Here is a 16,296-nt window from a genome sequence, read left to right on the forward strand (position 1 = left end):
AACGAGCTGCTGCCTTGGGACTGGAAGAAAACCCCTGTTCAGTCCGCGGCCTGATCGGGCCACCGCGCCAACGCGGTTATCCCGCGGCCCTCACCGGACGGTTACCATCTTGGGCAACTTGTGCTCGTTGGATCGCACACCCGCACAACGCGACGGCCAGCGCCACGACAGCTAGAACTCGCATATTGGAAACCCCCGGTTAGGTCCATCCAAGCGCAACCAGAGCGCGAGATCAATGGGCCACTAGCTGCTTGGGAAATTTCCTAGAGTCACGATGACCGTGCATTCAGCCGGGAAGACGCGCCGCATCCCACGTCCCGCCGGAGATTATGACTTGAAGAGTGGTGAGCGCGCTGGGGCTCGAACCCAGGACCCCGTGATTAAAAGTTATGGCTTTGCACACTGACCAAGCTTCTGCAAACATTCATCTTCTCCCAAAAGTCGCCTGAAACACAGCAATAGCAGCCTTTTCATAGCTTGGCGATAGATGCCGAGAAATGCCTTGCGTTGACCCGACGCTGTGTGCATACAGTGTGCATGCGGACCACGTAACGATTATGTGTGCACGGGGCAGGCGATGCAGATTAAGATCAGCAAGACGCAGGTGGACCGGATGACTGCGGGGCAAATCCTCGCGGACAAGGAAGTGAAGGGGTTCGTTGCTCGACGTCTCGATAGCGGCGCCGTGACCTACGGATATCGCTACCGCGACAAGACGACAGGCAAGCAGCGTTGGCTTGGCTTGGGTCTGCACGGCAGCATCACCACCGAGCAGGCCCGAGACCTTGCCAAGAAGGCGGCGGGAGAGGTTGCAGGCAAGAAAGACCCTCAAGCGGAGCTTCAGGAATCGCGTGCGGAGGCGAAGCGGGAGAAGCTGGCCGCCATCAACACCGTCAACGTCGTGCTCGATGCCTTCGAGAAGGACCACGTTGAGGGGTTGCGCAGCGGTGATCAGGTCAAGGCCGCCTTCACGAACCATGTCCGGCCCCGGATTGGGGATAAGTCGATCTATGACCTGAAGCGTAGCGACATCACGACCATGCTGAACGAGATCAAGACCGAAAGCGGCCCCGTGATGGCTGACCGGGTGCTGGCGCACGTCCGCAAGGCGTTCAACTGGCAGATGGTGCAGGACGATGAGTTCAAATCACCGATCGTCCGCGGCATGGCGAAGACGAAGCCGAAGGAGAGGGCGCGCAAGCGTACTCTGGCGGACGATGAGATCAGGGACGTATGGGCTGCGCTGGAGCAGATCGAGCAGCCGGCGTGCTATCCGCGCTACGTCAAATCACTGTTGCTGGCCATGACGCGGCGGAATGAGTCCGCCCGGATGCATACCGACGAGCTGGAAGGCGATCTCTGGATCATTCCCGGCTCGCGATACAAGAACAAGCAGGATCACGTTATCCCCGTGACATCTGCCATCCGCGAGCTCATCGGGGAGAAGCCCGCCGGCTGCAAGGCCAATTCCTGGTACGTCTTTTCGACCACGAGCAGCGGCGGGCAGTCGGACGGCGCCAAGGCCTTCAGCGGCTTCAGCAAGGCCAAGAAGGAACTAGACCGGATTGTTGCCAAGATCCGCAAGGCTGAGGGCAGGGCGCCCATGAAGCAGTGGCAACTTCACGACCTGCGCCGCACCGGACGCAGCCTGATGAGCCGCGCCAAGGTTGATGCCGACCATGCCGAGCGGTGCATGGGGCACGTGATCGGCGGCGTGCGCGAGACATACGATCGGTATGAGTACCTGGATGAGAAGCGGCAGGCCTTCGAGGCTCTGGCTGGCATGGTCAAGATGATCCTCAATCGGCCGGCAGGGAACGTGGTTCGATTTGATGAGCGCCGGGAGCAGGCCTGATGCCACGCGGGGGCAGAAGGCTAGGTGCTGGTCGCAAGCCGGACATTCCGCCGGAGGATGCGGCGCTTATTCGCGAGGATTGCGAGCAGCGGGCGCGAGCAGCGCGAAAGAAGCAATGGGAAGCGAGCATCAACCGCGAGCTTGAGAGGCGGGGAGTAGATTGGGCGAAGGACAAGGCCGGCCGAGCCCCAACTGAGTTGGGCAACCTTGATTGGGAACCGGAAAGGCTCTTGGAGTATCGGAGGAAATATAATCCGATCGTTTCGGAATACGGCCTCAACCCGGAAAAGAGAATTCCACAAGATCTTCCTATTCGAGTCGAGGCCGCGATCAACGCTGTGCGCAATAACAGAAGGGCTTCTGGGGAGCTTTACTCTACTGAGACGCTGCCTCGATTGTACGGCCGGCAGCGGCAGAAGATCATTGCAGCCGTGGCGCGATCGTGGGGCATGACACCGCGCGCCGTCAGGACCATTTGGGAGGCAAAACCTAGCGTTTGATTGTTGGCGCAATCGCGGTGTGCTGACAATTTTGAACTTGTGCATCTTGCTGTCGGTAACAACCAACTACCGAGGCTCACAGATGGACAACACTATCAAGACGCATCGACCGCCTGTCGATGTGAAAGGCGCCGCTGCCTATTCCGGGTTCGGCGAGGGCTATCTTAACAAGCTGCGCTGCAAGGGGGGCGGGCCGATCTTCATCAAGAAGGCCGGCGTCATTCGCTACGACCTTGACGACATGGACGCCTGGCTTGCAGCCGGCAAGCGCAAATCGACCTCGGATGCCGGCGAGGGGGTTGCGGCCTGATGCAGCCCCACATGGAAATCCCCGCAACGCTGGCGGCGTGCGGGGCTCCGAAGTCTGATCTGGCTGGCGCTTCGATCTGTTCGGAATCTACATCTCCGCTTCGCAAACTTCAAGCTTCCCGTCTCGTCCGCCTCTACGCCATGAACGCGGCAATGGCTGAAGCAATCGCTCCTCTCGTTTTCCTGGAGGCGATGCGATGATGCACGAACGAATTTCTGTTCATCCTGAACAGAAAGTCCGCCCTCTAATCGTCACAGACCCAAAAATCCGCAAGACGCTCCAGCTTGCCGGCCTGCGCTTTGTGTGCAGCCGCGCCCGCTGGCTCGACAGCGAGGCGACCAAGATCGGCCTAGCTCTCAAGGCCGGCACCATGACCTCGGACGAGGTTGACGCCAAGCTGGAGGAAATGGGCGCGCTCGATTTGGTGTACCCGGAATTGATGGGTGCCGAATGAAGCATGAGAACCAGTTCGAGAGCGATATCCCCCCGCCAGACCCGGATGACCCGTTCCCGCATACGCATCCTGGCACTGCCGAGATTCAGTATCAGGCACATTTGCAGGATGCCGAGCGCCGCCGGCAAAATCGCGACCTCGACGCCAAAATACAGAGGCGTGATGCGGCTACGTCCGGACGAGGGTTTGAAATCCAACTGATCGAGAATTTCTCGGCACGTCCTGCTGAGAAGCGTTGGCTAGTCAAAAACATCGTCGCCAAGGGTGAGACATCAGCATGGATTGCCCCGCCGGGAGGAATGAAGTCCGCGCTGCTCGCCGAACTGTCGATCTGTGTCGCCCGTGGCACGGATTGGCATGGCTACAAGGCCAAGCGGCGTGGAAACGTTCTCTACTTCGCACTTGAGCGGGCGGATCTTGTTCGGCGCAGGCTCAAGGCCCACGTGGAGCGCTTGGGCCTTGCTGAGGATGAGTTGCTGAACATCGCGGTAGTACCCAGCCTGGTTGATCTCATGAACCCGGCGATTGTCCAGAAGGTGAATGAGACGCTGGATCGCGCCGGCTTCTGCTTCGGCGGCGGTGCGCCTGATCTGGTTATCTTCGACACCTTCGCGAAGGCAATTGCTGCCGGTGGCGGCGATGAAGACAAGGCCAAGGATCAGGGACGCGTTTTCACCCATCTGGCAATGATCCGTGAGGAGGCCATGAAATACGGCGGCGGCGGACCTCACTTCGCCATCGTCGGACACACCGGGAAGGACGAGAGCCGCGGCGCACGAGGCTCCAATGCCTTCCGCGGTGACGTTGACGTGGAAGTTGCCATTTCCGGTGACAGCGTCAAGACCGCCACCGTCGTCAAAGCCAACGATATGCCAGAGGGGCCGCTGTTCTCTTTCACGTCGGAGGTGCACGAGTTCGGCACTGACGAGGATGGCGACCCGATCACGGTCAACATCGTAGCTGAGGTTGAACCTGGCCGATCTACGCCGAAGGGTCATGAGCCGCGACTGTCCACCAATCAGCGCGTCATGTACCGGCTGCTATCAGAGGCCGGCCCCGAGGGATTGACCGTTGACGCTTGGAACGATCTCGCTCGCGAACAGGGCATCGCGACAAAGCAGCGCCACTACGAGATCAGGATGGCGCTGAAGGATAAGCGCATGGTCCGCGAGTACGCCGGAATTTGGAAGGTGAACAATGGCTAGACCCTCAGAATACAGCCCCGAGGTCGTGGACGCGATCTGCGATCGCATGGTGAACGGCCAAGGTCTCCTGAAGATCTGCGCCGACGAAGGGATGCCCGGTCGCGTCACCGTCTATCGGTGGTTGGCGTCGAACCCGGAGTTCCGGAAGCGGTTCGCGGAAGCGCGCGAAGCCCTGATGGACTTCTACGCCGAGCAAATCCTGACTATCGCCTTTGACGAGTCTGGAGACGTAATCCTGGACCAGGGCAAGGACGGCAAGACCTCCGCCGTTGCCAATCACGCCAAGGTGCAGCGGGATCGGCTGAAGGTGGACACCCTGAAGTGGACCGCCAGCCGGCTCTTCCCCAAGCGCTACGGCGACAAGATGGAGCTGTTGGGCCAGAACGTCCAGGAAGGCGAGAGCATCAACAAGATCGAGCTGATTGGCGTCCAGTCCGCCAACTCCATCCGATGGGAAAACCCAGTCCGTGTGATCGTCCATCCGATGTTGCGGGAGGATGGCTCACTCATTCCGCAGGATACGGCGGAGTACAATGCCGCGATCGAGAGAGCCGCTCAGGAGGCGCGTGCAAACGGCGCGAAAAGCGTGCGCGTTGGGTACGATCTCGGCGACGGCGCTGACGCCTCAGTAGCCGACCTGATGCGTTCGGTGGACGGACGGACGAGGACACTTGATCGCCGGGAACGAGCGGCAGAGCCCACCTCTACGCCAGCTCAGCTTACCTACCAGCCAACCCAGCCGCCAGCGGACCTCACGCCCGAAGCATGGGCGCGCATCACCCGTGTGTCGGAGCTTATCGAACAGATCGCGCCATCGGATGAGATGCCGGAAGCAGTCTTCGGGATCATCGAGACCGCGCTGAGGAAGCACTACCTGGGGGCGCGCCATGCTGTCTGAAACCGATATCGGCGAGCTTGCACGAATGCTCCAGGCTCACACGCCGCTGTGCCAGATCTCGGACATGCAGGTAAGAGCAGCGCTGGAGCTGATGCAGCAACGCGGTTGGAAGATTGCGCCCCCGTGCCATCAAAGGTCCAAGTTGGGAGATTGAAGGAAATGTCTCCCCGCCTGAGCCAAACGAAACAACTACGCGCGCGCGAGGTCACGGGTCACGGTAACGGTCCGGTCTCCCCCTTATAGGGGGGAGAACCGTGACGTTACTTCGTGACCGGGTAACGCCTCGTTACCGTTCGTGACCGTGACGTTACCGTTCGTGACCGAGAGCTGGGCTGGCCTCTTGGCGAGATGCCGAACCTCGCTCGCGTCCGGCGAAATGTGATCGCGAGACAATCGCAGCCTGAGTCATTTTGACGCAGACTTTTGCCAGTTGTGTGCATACAGTGTGCAGGAATTCCATTGGATTACCTAACAGACGGATATTGCTGGCTTAAAGTGCCTTTTGCCGTGATAAAAGATTACGTGTTCTTGCCAAATGTACTACATTCGTCAGAGATGATTTGGAGCGTGCACCGCTGATGCCAGAGTTTCGATATGCCCGCGAGGAGCTTCTGAAGGCCGCTGCCGAGCGCAAGGGCGTGACTGTCTCGGCGTACCTGCGCTCGCTTGCAGACGCAGCGCTGGTCGCTGAGGGCTTTCCGGTGGGCGAGCAGCAGTATTGCCTGGTTCGCGGCGGCGAGTTGGTCGCTACCGGCTTCAAGCCGTCTAAAGATGAGGATGGCGGCGTATGGCTGCCGATCGAGAACGAGGACAACCAGCCCTTTGACCCTGCGCAGCACTGGCGCCTGAAACCACTACCCTTGCGCCTCGACGGTGAGCGCGTGGTGCGCGTGTATCCCGTGGTCCCCAAGTCGATGGAGCACGCTTGATGCCCTTCTATCGTTGGAGCGAGACGGCGGGGATCAACGGCAACGCTGATCCGACAATCAACTACCTTGAGGGCCAATCGCCTTCATCTATCAACGACTCTGCCCGCTCGCTCATGGCGGCGCTTCGCATGTGGGGCACGGATATCTCGGGAGCGATTGCCACCTCTGGGACGAGCACCGCATTCGCCGTCACGTCGCATTCGGTTTTCGACAGCTTGGCCCGTATGGACGGCCAGATAATCGCGTTCACGCCCCACACGACCAGCGGCGGGACAACCACACTCAACGTTGATGGTCTAGGTGCGAAGCCCCTCCGCTCGGCGCCTTCGGTTGAACTGGCGGCGGGCACCCTGGTCCAAGGCACGCCTTACGTTGCGGTCTACAACAGCAGCGACGCTGCCTTCTATCTGCAAGGGTTCTTTGGGAATCCGTACAGCATCCCGGTTGGTGGTGTGATCGACTTCACTGGCTCGACCACGCCGAACAGCAGCTTTGTCTTCCCTGCTGGTCAGGCGATCAGCCGTTCGACCTATGCGACCTATTTCAGCCTTGTCGGCACTACCTACGGCAGTGGCGACGGCTCAACAACCTTCAATGCGCCTGATTTGACGGGCCGCGTGATCGCGATGAAGGAAGCGTCGGCAACGCGCCTGACGTCATCCTACTTCGGCGGCAATTCGACCACCCTCGGCGCAACCGGTGGCCTCGAAAGCCATACGCTGACGACGGCACAGCTTGCATCGCATAGCCACGCTAACAGCCTAAGTGACCCCGGCCACTCTCATCCGGTCACCATACCCAGTAACAGCGGTAACACTGGCGGTGGCGGCGCCTTTGGTAACATTCCAACTAGTAGCAACACCAGCTCGGCGACAACCAGCATTACAATCACCAACGCCTCCGCTGGTAGTGGCAACGCGCACAACAACACGCAGCCGACTATCATCCTGAACAAGATCCTGAGGGTCATCTGATCGCGATGGCAGGCTGGGCTGATAAGATCAGGGCGCATAGCGCGAGCAAGCAACCGAAGCCGCGTAAGCTGAGGCCGGCTGTCTATTCTACTTCGGCACAGACGCGCGCCCCGGACGAGGAAACCGGAGATCCCGGCGCCGTGATGCAAGTCCATTACACTTTCGACGGCAACGAAGTCAGGTTGACCGATGCGAAGGGCTCGCCGCTTGGGGGCAAAACGAATTCGTATGTACTCCAACCTGGAGAGACCGCATTGCGGATTGCGACGCGTCTCGCCTTAGACGGAAAGGAGCGCACGACTTATGCAGCTCCTGATGTCGCATGGGTTGTTTAGATTTTAAGCGCTTGGCTGGGATCTCCGTCCCGGTCGAGGTCCAGAACTGGCGGCAGGGGTTTTTCCTTTTCCCTTGCCGCCTTTTTGGACCAACAAGGACAAGGTGAATGGAAGCCGACGCCCGCGCATCTGCGCCCGTCAATTCTGAATCTACCGAGCTAACCGTCGCATCCGCGGCGGAAGTCTTGTCGTCTGAACTCCACGACGATGCCGGCCCGGCCGAACGCCGCACGCCTGCCGTTGCGGAGAGGGAAGTCGATCCGCCTGCATTGAACGATGACACGAAGATCAAGCTCAAGGACGGCGCCGAACTTTCGCTAACCGAACTGAAGCGCGGCTATATCAGCCGCAAAACGTTTACCGCGAAAACCCAGGCCCTCGCTGAAGAGCGGGCTCGCTTTGAGGACGTTCGCGCTCACACCCAACACCATGCCGGTCTGGTCGCAGAATTGCGCCAAGCGCTAGACGTGGTTGCCGCCTTCCTGCTGCCTCAACAACCCGACTCTAACTTGGTCGATGTTGACCCCCAGCAATGGAAAGACCAACAGGCGGAATACGAATTTAAAATGGGCGTCATAGCGCACGCCCAACAAGCCGCTCGTAACGAAGTCGAGGCTGCCCAGGCAGCACGCGACGCCGAAGGGCGCGATCTCATGCATCGGCAGCTAATGGCAAGACAACAGCAACAAGAGAAATTGCTGGAAGTCATGCCGGATCTGGCGAACGCGAAGGAAGCCCGGCGATTCCAGGAAGACGCGATCGATACGATGGCGGAATACGGCTGCTCAGTTGAGGAGCTTAACGCCATGCTGAACGATTGGCGGAATTTCAGGATTGTTCGTGACCTAACCCGATACCAGAAGGCCGTCAAATCGGTCCCGAAGGTCAAGGACAAGGTTGCAGGCGTGCCTGTGCTGACAAGCAACCGGCGCATGGACAGGGCCGCAAGGTCCACCCGCGCCACCCGTACCGAGTTCGAGCAATTCGCAAACACCGGGCGATTGGATGACGCAGCAGCGATCATCGCCCAACGCATGAAAGACTAAACTCAATGACTGTCGTTTCCGGAACGTTGCAGACCTACGATCGTGTAGGTAACCGCGAAGACCTGGAGGATGTTGTCTACAACATTTCGCCGAAGGATACCCCCTTTGTGTCCATGATCGGCTCTACTCCCGTCTCCGCAACTCGTCATGACTGGCAGACGGACACTCTCCGCGCGCCGGCCACCAACGCTCAGGTCGAAGGCGACGACTTCGCTTTCCAGACCAAGGCTCCTACGGTTCGCGTGCAGAACTTCACACAGATTGCGAGCGATACCTTGATCGTTTCGCAGTCCCAGGAGAAGGCAGACAAAGCCGGCCGCAAGTCGGAACTTGGCTACCAGCTCGCGAAGATGGGCGCGGAAATCAAGAAGGACGTGGAGCTGTCTCTCGTCTCCAACGTCGCGTCTTCGGCTGGCAGCTCGACCACTGGCCGTGTCTCGGCTGGCTTTCCGGCCTGGATTAGTTCTGCGACTTCTACCAACGGCCTGCGGGGTGCCGCCGGCACGTCCGGCGGCTTCAACTCTGGCACGGGCTTGGTGGCTGCTGCCGGTAACGGCACCCAGCGCGCCTTTACCAAGGCCTTGCTCGATACCGCGATTTCCACTTGCTACAACGCAGGCGGCAATCCGACCACGGTGATGGTCTCCCCGTACAACAAGCGCATCTTCTCCACCTTCATGGCGGATGCCAACGTCGCTCAGCAGCGCACGCCTGCGAACGGCAAGAAGCAGGCAACCATCGTCGCCGCGGCGGACATGTACCTGTCCGACTTCGGTGAGCTGGCGGTGGTGCCGAACCGCGTGATGCTGAACGCTTCAGCTTCGCGCAACGTCCTGGTCATTGACCCGGATTACGTCGCTCGCGGCGTCTTCCGCGCGATGGGGACGGAAAAGCTTGCCAAGACCGGCGACGCCGAGAAACGGGCTGTCGTGACTGAATTCTGCCTGGTCATGAAGAACGAGCAAGCCTGTACCGCCGTCGCTGACACCTTCGGCCTCACCGCCAGCACCTAAAGGGAAAACGAATATGCCTGTTACTCACTTTCCGATCTCGGTCCCGGACGCGGCGACTTACACCGTGGACCCGGACAATGCTGGCTTGGTTCACTACATGCCGGACCTGACCGCGACCTGCACGATTACTCTGCCGACGCCGGCAACCGGTCTGTGGTTTGAGTTCGCCTATGTTGGTGCTGCTGCTGATGCTCAGAACTGGATCATCAGCACCGGCTCCAACACGAACTACTACAAGGGCGGCGTCGTCCACCTGGACGCAGACTCCGGTACCGGCGCTGACGAACTTGTTCCTGTTCGCAGCAACGGCAGCTCCAATGCCAAGTTCACCGTCGTAACGCCCGACGTGGGAACTCGTGTTCGTATTGAGTGCGCTAACGGCGTGACATGGAATGTTGTCGGGCATGTCGTCAGCGCGACTGTGCCGACGATGGCGGATCTGCCTTAACGCGACTAGAGGGCGGCCCTTCGGGCCGCTCTCTCTTACGGAGCAAAGCTACCAATGGAAGATTGGAAAGTTCTCTCGCGCGACGATGACGGCACCGTGACCTATTTTATGGACATAGGCGACGCGTGGGTGGTCAAGACCGAGACGCCGGTTGACGATTTGCTTGCGGCCAACCGCGAAGACTTCAACGACTCTCTTGGACAGAGGTTCGGTGACGGCAAGGTGGTTGCGCGTCTACCGCTCAATCTATTCTTCGACAAACTGGCAGAGCCGATGAAGCAGCGCGACCGCAAATTCATCAAACGGTTTCTGAATGACTCCAGCCACGCTGCGTTCCGCACCTTCAAAGGAAACATCTAAATGACCACTGCTCTAACCCTGACAGAAGCGGCGGAGCGGCTTGCTCCGGTCTTCACCGAAGAGACAGGAACGTCTTCCGCTCTAGTATCCAGCCCCAAGGGTAAGTGGTTATCTCTCGACGACGCGGCGGCCGTTCTTTCTGACCGGGTTGCTGGACAGCGTCCCGCGCCTCGCAAGAAACGAGCGGCGGTGACAGTCCACCAAGCGGCGGGCCAGATCGAGCGGCCTTACGCTGATCTCGCCGAAGTTAGGCAAGCTCGATATGCCGCGACCGGCAACCAGTTACGCTGTCTGTCCGAGATGAACGACTTCATTGCCCGAGCCATTCAACAGTTTCAGGGAGTGGACGACATGACGGTGCTGCATAGCCCTGAGTGGCAGGCGAGCTATGCCTACGCTCAGGGGCTGAGGTCCATCTACGAAGCGGCATGCGGCGAGGAGCTTGAGGCGTGGAAACGACAGTGCGATGCCGAGAATGACGCCTTTAATATCGATCGCCCAGATTGGGGCCGGGAAGAAACGGCCAAGGTCGTCGCCATGTTGAAGAGCGTGGGCTCAAACGAGCAGGAGCTTCAACAGCTTTGGTCGTCACCGAGTCCAATCAACCTCTCTAGCCCGGCTTGCCTCGCGATCGCACAGAAGGCCACCGGCATTGAGGGGTGGGAAGCGATTCCCGCTGCTTTTGCCGCTGTCGGCTTCAGCGACAACGAGATGCAGGCGGCTCTGTCAGGGGCGCCCGTTCTCTTGCGGGATCACCGCATTCAGGAACTGATAGCGAGGGCAGCAGATGCTTACACGCCGGCAGAAGATCGCGAAGCGGCTTGAAAGCCCTTTCGAGGGCGAGCGACTTGCAGCGCAAGCTGCGCTGGAGCGAACGGACATTGCTCCCCCGCCTCCGGGCTCACCGGAATGGCGCACTGCCATGATCGCTCATCAAAGGATGGTGTCGGAGTGCGCGGTGCGCATTGGCGACCCAGGACTGAGCCCGGCGGAAGTTGCCACCATCAGACGGTGGGCTCGGTTTACCGGAAAGCCATGGGAAGACGGCGCCGAGGATCTACGGCGCATCCACCAGCAACTGACGAGAGAGGAACAGGATCAATGTCTGCTAACACCGCCGATCTAGGTGAAATGGCGTTGCGCCTTGAGCATGAACTGGTCAGGCGAGTTTCGGCCGGCCCCGTGGGCAAGGAGCTCAGCGCAGAGATCGCACAAATGCTGGTGGACGCTAAAGACATGGAGCTTCCCGGCCTGCTGGCCTGTGGCCGCGCGCTCCACGCCGCGGCTGCCGTCTGCTTCGCCCGCGGCGACAAGGACGCCGAACTGCTGCACGACATGGCGCAGCGACTGATCGGGCTGGCCTATGACAGGGTTGCCCTCAGCACGCTGCCGGCGCCGGACGGGACGACGAGGCATTGAGTTCAGCGATCGATCGGCTGGTTGAGGCCTGTATCACTGGCGAAAGGTGCCTGGTGGCGAGAAATACGCCGGCGATCTCTTACAGGAGCTTTCACCTCTTGGCGGAGCGGAAGCTCTGGCGTGAGGCCGCAAAGGCCATTCTCGCGCTTGATTGTATCCATCCCCGAGCGCAGCGACGTTTCGTCGAGGCTTGGTCAATGGTCTCGTTCAGCAGATACGTGACCGATGGTGATTTGTTCTTTGCGCTGTTGCGCAAGGTGATGCCGCCCTATGTTGGCGAGGCCGTAGAATTGTTTCGCGGCCAGCGTCGCGGCGACCGGACCGGGCTGTCCTGGACGCTTTCCCCCCACATCGCTTTGAAGTTCGCGATGCTTGGCGAGGAGAATATCGACCCCATTGACCTGACGCTTGATGGACCTGGCGAACGGCAACCGCGGGCGGATGGTGTCATCCTGCAAGCATGCGTGCCCGCCTTGAACATCATCTGTGCGCCCTGTCTGCTGACTGGCCTTGAGGGCGAGTATATCATCGATCCGCGCGGCGTGGAGTTCGCGGCTGCACCCGCTAAGGAGGCGGCGGGCTGGATCAGAGACGAGCTTGCGGGCGCCCTGGAGGATCTGGGGAGCATTGCGAATTGCGTCTACGCGATTGGGAATCGGCACGGCCGGCGACCTGATGAGCAGATAGACGGGCTGCTGAAACGAGCTGCTGACGTGGGCGACGCTGATGCGGAAGCCCTGATCGGTGGCGGGCTGCTGCACCCGTTCCTGATCCAGATAGTTTCGGCTCTCAACGCCGCCAGCGACTTCAGCCGGCGGCTGGACTATGGACGCTCGGAATCCTGTAATGCGCCTTTCCGGACCGTTAAGACTTCGGTAGTATGAGTTACCAATAGGTCCATATCGGCAGAAACTAACGGCCTATTGCCGCGTTCAACTCGCAGTTGACATTGATCCGCGAATAGCGGCCATATGGAGGGGTTAGCCGTGCCCACCATTTTCCCTGCCCCCACCGAGCAAAAGATGACATTCCCGGCGTTTTGGACGCGATTTCTCATTTTCGTGAGTTTCGCGAAGGCTGCTGTGGCCGGGGCGGGCTTGGCCTTGGCTGCACTCGGCGCGCTTGACGTTGCCTTTGCGATTACTGCCCGCGATTTCCTCGATCACATGAGACCGCATGTGCTCGATTACGCTGCAATTAGCGGCGGAATTTTGGGTGCGATCGCAAAGGGGATCTTCTTTCGCTGAGGTCGCGTGCTTAGCGGGCTGGTTAATCTCACCCTTGCGCCGTCAAACTCGGCCGATCTTGCAACCTATTATCTGTTCTGGATCAGCTTGTTCTTGGGCATCAACGTCCTGTGGGACGTCTTTACGTCGCGAACCCCATCTTTCCATATGGAGCGACTGACAGAGAAAGGTGACGTTCTCTTCAGCGCCGCCAGCTTTTGTTCAAGTCTGCTCATCATTACGGGTTTCATTAGCCCGCACGTCCAACAGCTTTCACGCGATACCATGGTCCCGCTAATCCTTGCGGGCTTCTCTGGTATAATCAAAACGTTACCGGCGATCTGTCCATATAAAAAGGCTGACGGTCTGCCGCCAGAGGACTAGCTCGATTGTGATGTCTTTAGCAGCTCGGGCGAGAAGATCTGAGACTTCACCGTCCACTCTCCGTCCACATTATTGAACCAGAAGCAGTCGTAATTTCCATTGATTGTTTCGCCAACAGTCATAAGAGGGCCGCCCGACTTCAAACGAACAGTATCGCCCTTGTTTAGTTGTGCCATCTGATGTGCCCTCCCTCATATCAGGCCACTCAACCGCAACGGGCAGCTGAAGGCAATGCCTCCATACACACTTATTTAGGCTCTTAGCCATCGCCCCGCCCCGACTCAGGCGCGCCCTTCCACAGCGCAATTCTGCGCGTTGTGGAGGCGAGCATGGGAGCGACGCTGTACAGGATAACCGACGAGACTGCGGCCCGGCTGATGGAGGGCTTGCGCGTCGGGAAGACGCCGAGAATGTTCGCGATAACGCCAGCGCGATTGGAGGCCTATCTTCAAACCCATTTAGACTATGCCGCGGAAGCGCGGCCTCTGATCGCAGCCAACGCGAGGGCCGCTCAGAATCGAAAAGGCAATGGCTATCGACACCGCACGCATTGCAAGCACGGCCACTCGCTCGCAGATGCAATCATCCACGTCCAGAAGCGGGGAAATTGTGTTGCCCGTTACTGCAGGACTTGCCGATCAATCCGCCATAAGCGCCCCGGTGTCGTAACACCAGAGAGCAGAGCTAAGGTGCTGGATCTGTTGAAGAGGCAGACGCCCCTCAGCCACGTCTACAACGGTGCCAACGGCAGCTATGTGATGTCCTACGTGACTTTTACGCAACTTCGGCGCGACGACTCCGAGATCAATTCACTGGCCGTGGCGGTGATCGCGGGGGCGCAACGTCGAGCACAAAAGCTGCGGTGGACTCGAGTTCGTACTCAGCGACGTCGAGAGCAAGACAACGACTACTATGTGATCCGCGCCATGCTGCCGGCGAACTTCCCCGACAGGGATGATGTCGTCAGTGCCATCTTTGAGGATCTGCTGAGAGGTGCTTTGAAACGTGAAGACGTTAGAGCCCGCGTCAAATCCTACGTGGCCGCGCACAACCGTCTCTTCCCGACCAAGTATGCCAAGTTCGGCGATAGTCCGTTGGTGTCGCTGGATGAGGCGCTATACGACGACGGCTCAGGCACCAGGGGCGACACGGTCAGCCGCGGCCTCTGGGGCTGACGCGCGAGCGGCCTCGCGGGAGACGTGGGATTTCTTAACGACTTTCCGGCGCCCTAATGCAGGACCCGCGCGGCCTCGGCGAGCTGGACCCTTTGTTTCAGGTCTTCAAGCTCGTCGATCGCGTCCAGCAATCTGACCAGCTCGCGCGCGACATGCTTCAAACTGGGTCTTGGGCGTCTAAGAATACGAGCTCGTTGTGCCATCGGTGCACGCCTCCATGCTTTGGGAGGTCTCTATGGCAAGAAGCGCGCCGAGGCGCCCCGGAAGGGGATGGATTTTTAAGCAAATCAGTGAAAGCATGTCCGTGGGTGTGAGAACCCGGACCGAAATAGGCTGGCGATCGAATGGCGTCGATTGCTGCCGAAAGCGCAGCAGGCCTTGGCGGGCTTGCTAGGGCGCTACTGGAGCGCCTTGGCGGGCGCGCCGTTCTGGCTTTATGCCGGGGGCGTTGCGCCATGTCCAGAGCCTTCGCGGGCTTAAAAGCGCGACGACCTGTCTTTCGGCAGGTTCTCACCCCCCGGCTGCCCAGTCTGTCACTGGGCTCGGCTGTGAGAAGCCAAACCGAAAGCACCACCATGAAAGCGTCCCTAGAAAGCCCAGCGGAGTCCGCTGGCGCGTTGTACGTAAAGACCGACATATCCCCCGAACAAATCTTCCAGGCCATCGGCAGACTCCGCAAGGAGGCGAGAGACGAGATTGACCGGCTGATCCAGTTTCTGGACGAGACCGACAACCATATGGAGCTGGAGCCTGAGGACGAAGGCGACGACAGCGAGCTGGAGGACGACGACCCGGCAGAGAATGACCTCGACGACGAGCCATCCCTTGGCAGCTGCGATCCGTCGATGGGGGGCGGCGATCAAACCCGCTGGGCCGCCGGCTGCCGGCGCGACCTTGAACTGGAGCACGCCGAGAGCGGCATCGGCGACCATGACGGACTGTTAGAGCAGGTTGGTTGGCAAGACTGGCAGCATACGGTGATGGCATGACCGCACCCGCTGATCTCATCGAGGAGATGACAGACCTCACTGGCTTGCTAGCCATCGTTCTGGCCGGCCCCGATGCAGATACGGCCATCGACGGAATCTATCGTGTCGTGCTGGAAATTCAGGCTCGGCTAGATCTCCTCAAGGAGACTCTAAAGTGCACCTGATCCGCTGAGACGAGAGGCCCGCCGGTTCACGCTGGCGGGCCTGCTCCGTTCTCATCTGCTTCGCAGCGTCGCTTCACGCGCTCCCTCCACAGAATGACAACGAACAGCACGGCGCCTATGGCGGCCTGGCCGGCGAACGCGACCAACAGAGCGCGAAGCATCAATGCTCTCCCGTGTGCATGGTGTGTGCACGCGAGATTTTACAGATTAGAAGAGGGGGCTTAAATTTTCTGCTAAGTATTTGTTTTTGCTTGGTGAGCGCGCTGGGGCTCGAACCCAGGACCCCGTGATTAAAAGTCACGTGCTCTACCGGCTGAGCTACGCGCTCCCATGGCCGCTGATGGCTTTGCGATCGCCATCGTCTTCGGACATTCGAGAAGCATGTCTTGCCGCTACGCGTCACTTGCATCGCGGGGAAAACCGGCTGTTTCCGGATCATGCTTTCGGCCCGCGCTGTGTAGGGGGATGGGGCGCCGAGGTCAATAGCAGGGGTGGCTGCCAAAACTCGCGGCAGGGGCGGGGATTTTCTCGCGGTATCCGCGGCTTAGGTCCGGATTTTCAACCCGATTGGCGGGGTGTCATCCGCGGCGAACTGCGGGGATAGCGTGCCGG

The 16,296-nt window shown here is 59.7% G+C and carries 20 protein-coding genes and 1 tRNA gene; 19 read left to right on the top strand and 2 right to left on the bottom strand.

What is annotated here, in order from left to right; genetic code table 11:
- Positions 1-577 precede the first annotated feature (577 nt).
- From IVA80_RS15580 to IVA80_RS15655, 16 genes are all read left to right on the top strand, one after another.
- Positions 578-1,855, top strand: coding sequence for a site-specific integrase (locus IVA80_RS15580; RefSeq protein WP_247431451.1), 1,278 nt, complete (start codon positions 578-580; stop codon positions 1,853-1,855).
- Positions 1,855-2,355: a hypothetical protein gene (locus tag IVA80_RS15585; RefSeq protein ID WP_247431454.1), complete on the top strand. Its 501-nt coding sequence runs from the start codon at positions 1,855-1,857 to the stop codon at positions 2,353-2,355. The genes IVA80_RS15580 and IVA80_RS15585 overlap by 1 nt, the downstream gene beginning before the upstream one ends.
- An 82-nt stretch (positions 2,356-2,437) precedes the next feature.
- Entirely contained in the window at positions 2,438-2,665 is a 228-nt protein-coding gene (locus IVA80_RS15590; protein ID WP_247431457.1) for a hypothetical protein, read from the top strand.
- Positions 2,666-2,861: 196 nt separating this feature from the next.
- A complete protein-coding gene (locus tag IVA80_RS15595) occupies positions 2,862-3,119 on the top strand; it encodes a hypothetical protein (protein WP_247431459.1) in 258 nt (85 codons plus the stop codon).
- Complete coding sequence (locus tag IVA80_RS15600; RefSeq protein WP_247431462.1) at positions 3,116-4,324, top strand: AAA family ATPase; 1,209 nt, start codon at positions 3,116-3,118, stop codon at positions 4,322-4,324. The genes IVA80_RS15595 and IVA80_RS15600 overlap by 4 nt, the downstream gene beginning before the upstream one ends.
- Positions 4,317-5,222, top strand: coding sequence for a hypothetical protein (locus IVA80_RS15605; RefSeq protein WP_247431465.1), 906 nt, complete (start codon positions 4,317-4,319; stop codon positions 5,220-5,222). Before IVA80_RS15600 ends, IVA80_RS15605 begins: the two co-directional genes overlap by 8 nt.
- A gap of 578 nt (positions 5,223-5,800) precedes the next feature.
- On the top strand, positions 5,801-6,151 hold the full coding sequence (locus IVA80_RS15610; protein ID WP_247431467.1) for a hypothetical protein: 351 nt from the start codon (positions 5,801-5,803) through the stop codon (positions 6,149-6,151).
- On the top strand, positions 6,151-7,125 hold the full coding sequence (locus tag IVA80_RS15615) for a tail fiber protein (RefSeq protein WP_247431470.1): 975 nt from the start codon (positions 6,151-6,153) through the stop codon (positions 7,123-7,125). Before IVA80_RS15610 ends, IVA80_RS15615 begins: the two co-directional genes overlap by 1 nt.
- 442 nt (positions 7,126-7,567) lie before the next feature.
- Complete coding sequence (locus tag IVA80_RS15620; RefSeq protein ID WP_247431474.1) at positions 7,568-8,506, top strand: hypothetical protein; 939 nt, start codon at positions 7,568-7,570, stop codon at positions 8,504-8,506.
- Positions 8,507-8,511: 5 nt separating this feature from the next.
- Positions 8,512-9,519 (top strand): DUF5309 domain-containing protein, encoded by a 1,008-nt coding sequence (locus IVA80_RS15625; protein ID WP_247431477.1) that lies wholly within the window; start codon positions 8,512-8,514, stop codon positions 9,517-9,519.
- Between the two features lie 13 nt (positions 9,520-9,532).
- Positions 9,533-9,967 carry a hypothetical protein gene (locus tag IVA80_RS15630; protein ID WP_247431480.1) on the top strand — a complete coding sequence of 145 codons (435 nt, stop codon included), beginning with the start codon at positions 9,533-9,535 and terminating at the stop codon, positions 9,965-9,967.
- 54 nt (positions 9,968-10,021) lie between these two features.
- Positions 10,022-10,327 (top strand): hypothetical protein, encoded by a 306-nt coding sequence (locus IVA80_RS15635; protein ID WP_247431482.1) that lies wholly within the window; start codon positions 10,022-10,024, stop codon positions 10,325-10,327.
- On the top strand, positions 10,328-11,152 hold the full coding sequence (locus IVA80_RS15640) for a hypothetical protein (RefSeq protein ID WP_247431485.1): 825 nt from the start codon (positions 10,328-10,330) through the stop codon (positions 11,150-11,152).
- A 276-nt stretch (positions 11,153-11,428) separates the two neighbouring features.
- Entirely contained in the window at positions 11,429-11,746 is a 318-nt protein-coding gene (locus IVA80_RS15645; protein WP_247431488.1) for a hypothetical protein, read from the top strand.
- 98 nt (positions 11,747-11,844) lie between these two features.
- Positions 11,845-12,630, top strand: coding sequence for a hypothetical protein (locus IVA80_RS15650; RefSeq protein WP_247431492.1), 786 nt, complete (start codon positions 11,845-11,847; stop codon positions 12,628-12,630).
- Between the two features lie 102 nt (positions 12,631-12,732).
- Positions 12,733-12,993: a hypothetical protein gene (locus IVA80_RS15655; RefSeq protein WP_247431523.1), complete on the top strand. Its 261-nt coding sequence runs from the start codon at positions 12,733-12,735 to the stop codon at positions 12,991-12,993.
- 359 nt (positions 12,994-13,352) lie between these two features.
- Here the strand turns inward: IVA80_RS15655 and IVA80_RS15660 are convergent, their stop codons facing one another.
- Positions 13,353-13,532, bottom strand: coding sequence for a DUF2158 domain-containing protein (locus IVA80_RS15660; RefSeq protein WP_256467410.1), 180 nt, complete (start codon positions 13,530-13,532; stop codon positions 13,353-13,355).
- A 153-nt stretch (positions 13,533-13,685) separates the two neighbouring features.
- Between IVA80_RS15660 and IVA80_RS15665 the strand changes: the two genes are divergently transcribed.
- From IVA80_RS15665 to IVA80_RS15675, 3 genes are all read left to right on the top strand, one after another.
- Positions 13,686-14,531: a hypothetical protein gene (locus IVA80_RS15665; RefSeq protein ID WP_247431526.1), complete on the top strand. Its 846-nt coding sequence runs from the start codon at positions 13,686-13,688 to the stop codon at positions 14,529-14,531.
- 455 nt (positions 14,532-14,986) lie between these two features.
- A complete protein-coding gene (locus IVA80_RS15670; protein ID WP_247431529.1) occupies positions 14,987-15,520 on the top strand; it encodes a hypothetical protein in 534 nt (177 codons plus the stop codon).
- Positions 15,517-15,684 carry a hypothetical protein gene (locus IVA80_RS15675; protein WP_247431532.1) on the top strand — a complete coding sequence of 56 codons (168 nt, stop codon included), beginning with the start codon at positions 15,517-15,519 and terminating at the stop codon, positions 15,682-15,684. Before IVA80_RS15670 ends, IVA80_RS15675 begins: the two co-directional genes overlap by 4 nt.
- 252 nt (positions 15,685-15,936) lie before the next feature.
- Here the strand turns inward: IVA80_RS15675 and IVA80_RS15680 are convergent.
- Positions 15,937-16,012 (bottom strand) — tRNA-Lys (locus IVA80_RS15680).
- Positions 16,013-16,296: the final 284 nt, after the last annotated feature.

The organism is Bradyrhizobium sp. 139, assembly GCF_023074175.1.
Classification (GTDB): domain Bacteria; phylum Pseudomonadota; class Alphaproteobacteria; order Rhizobiales; family Xanthobacteraceae; genus Bradyrhizobium.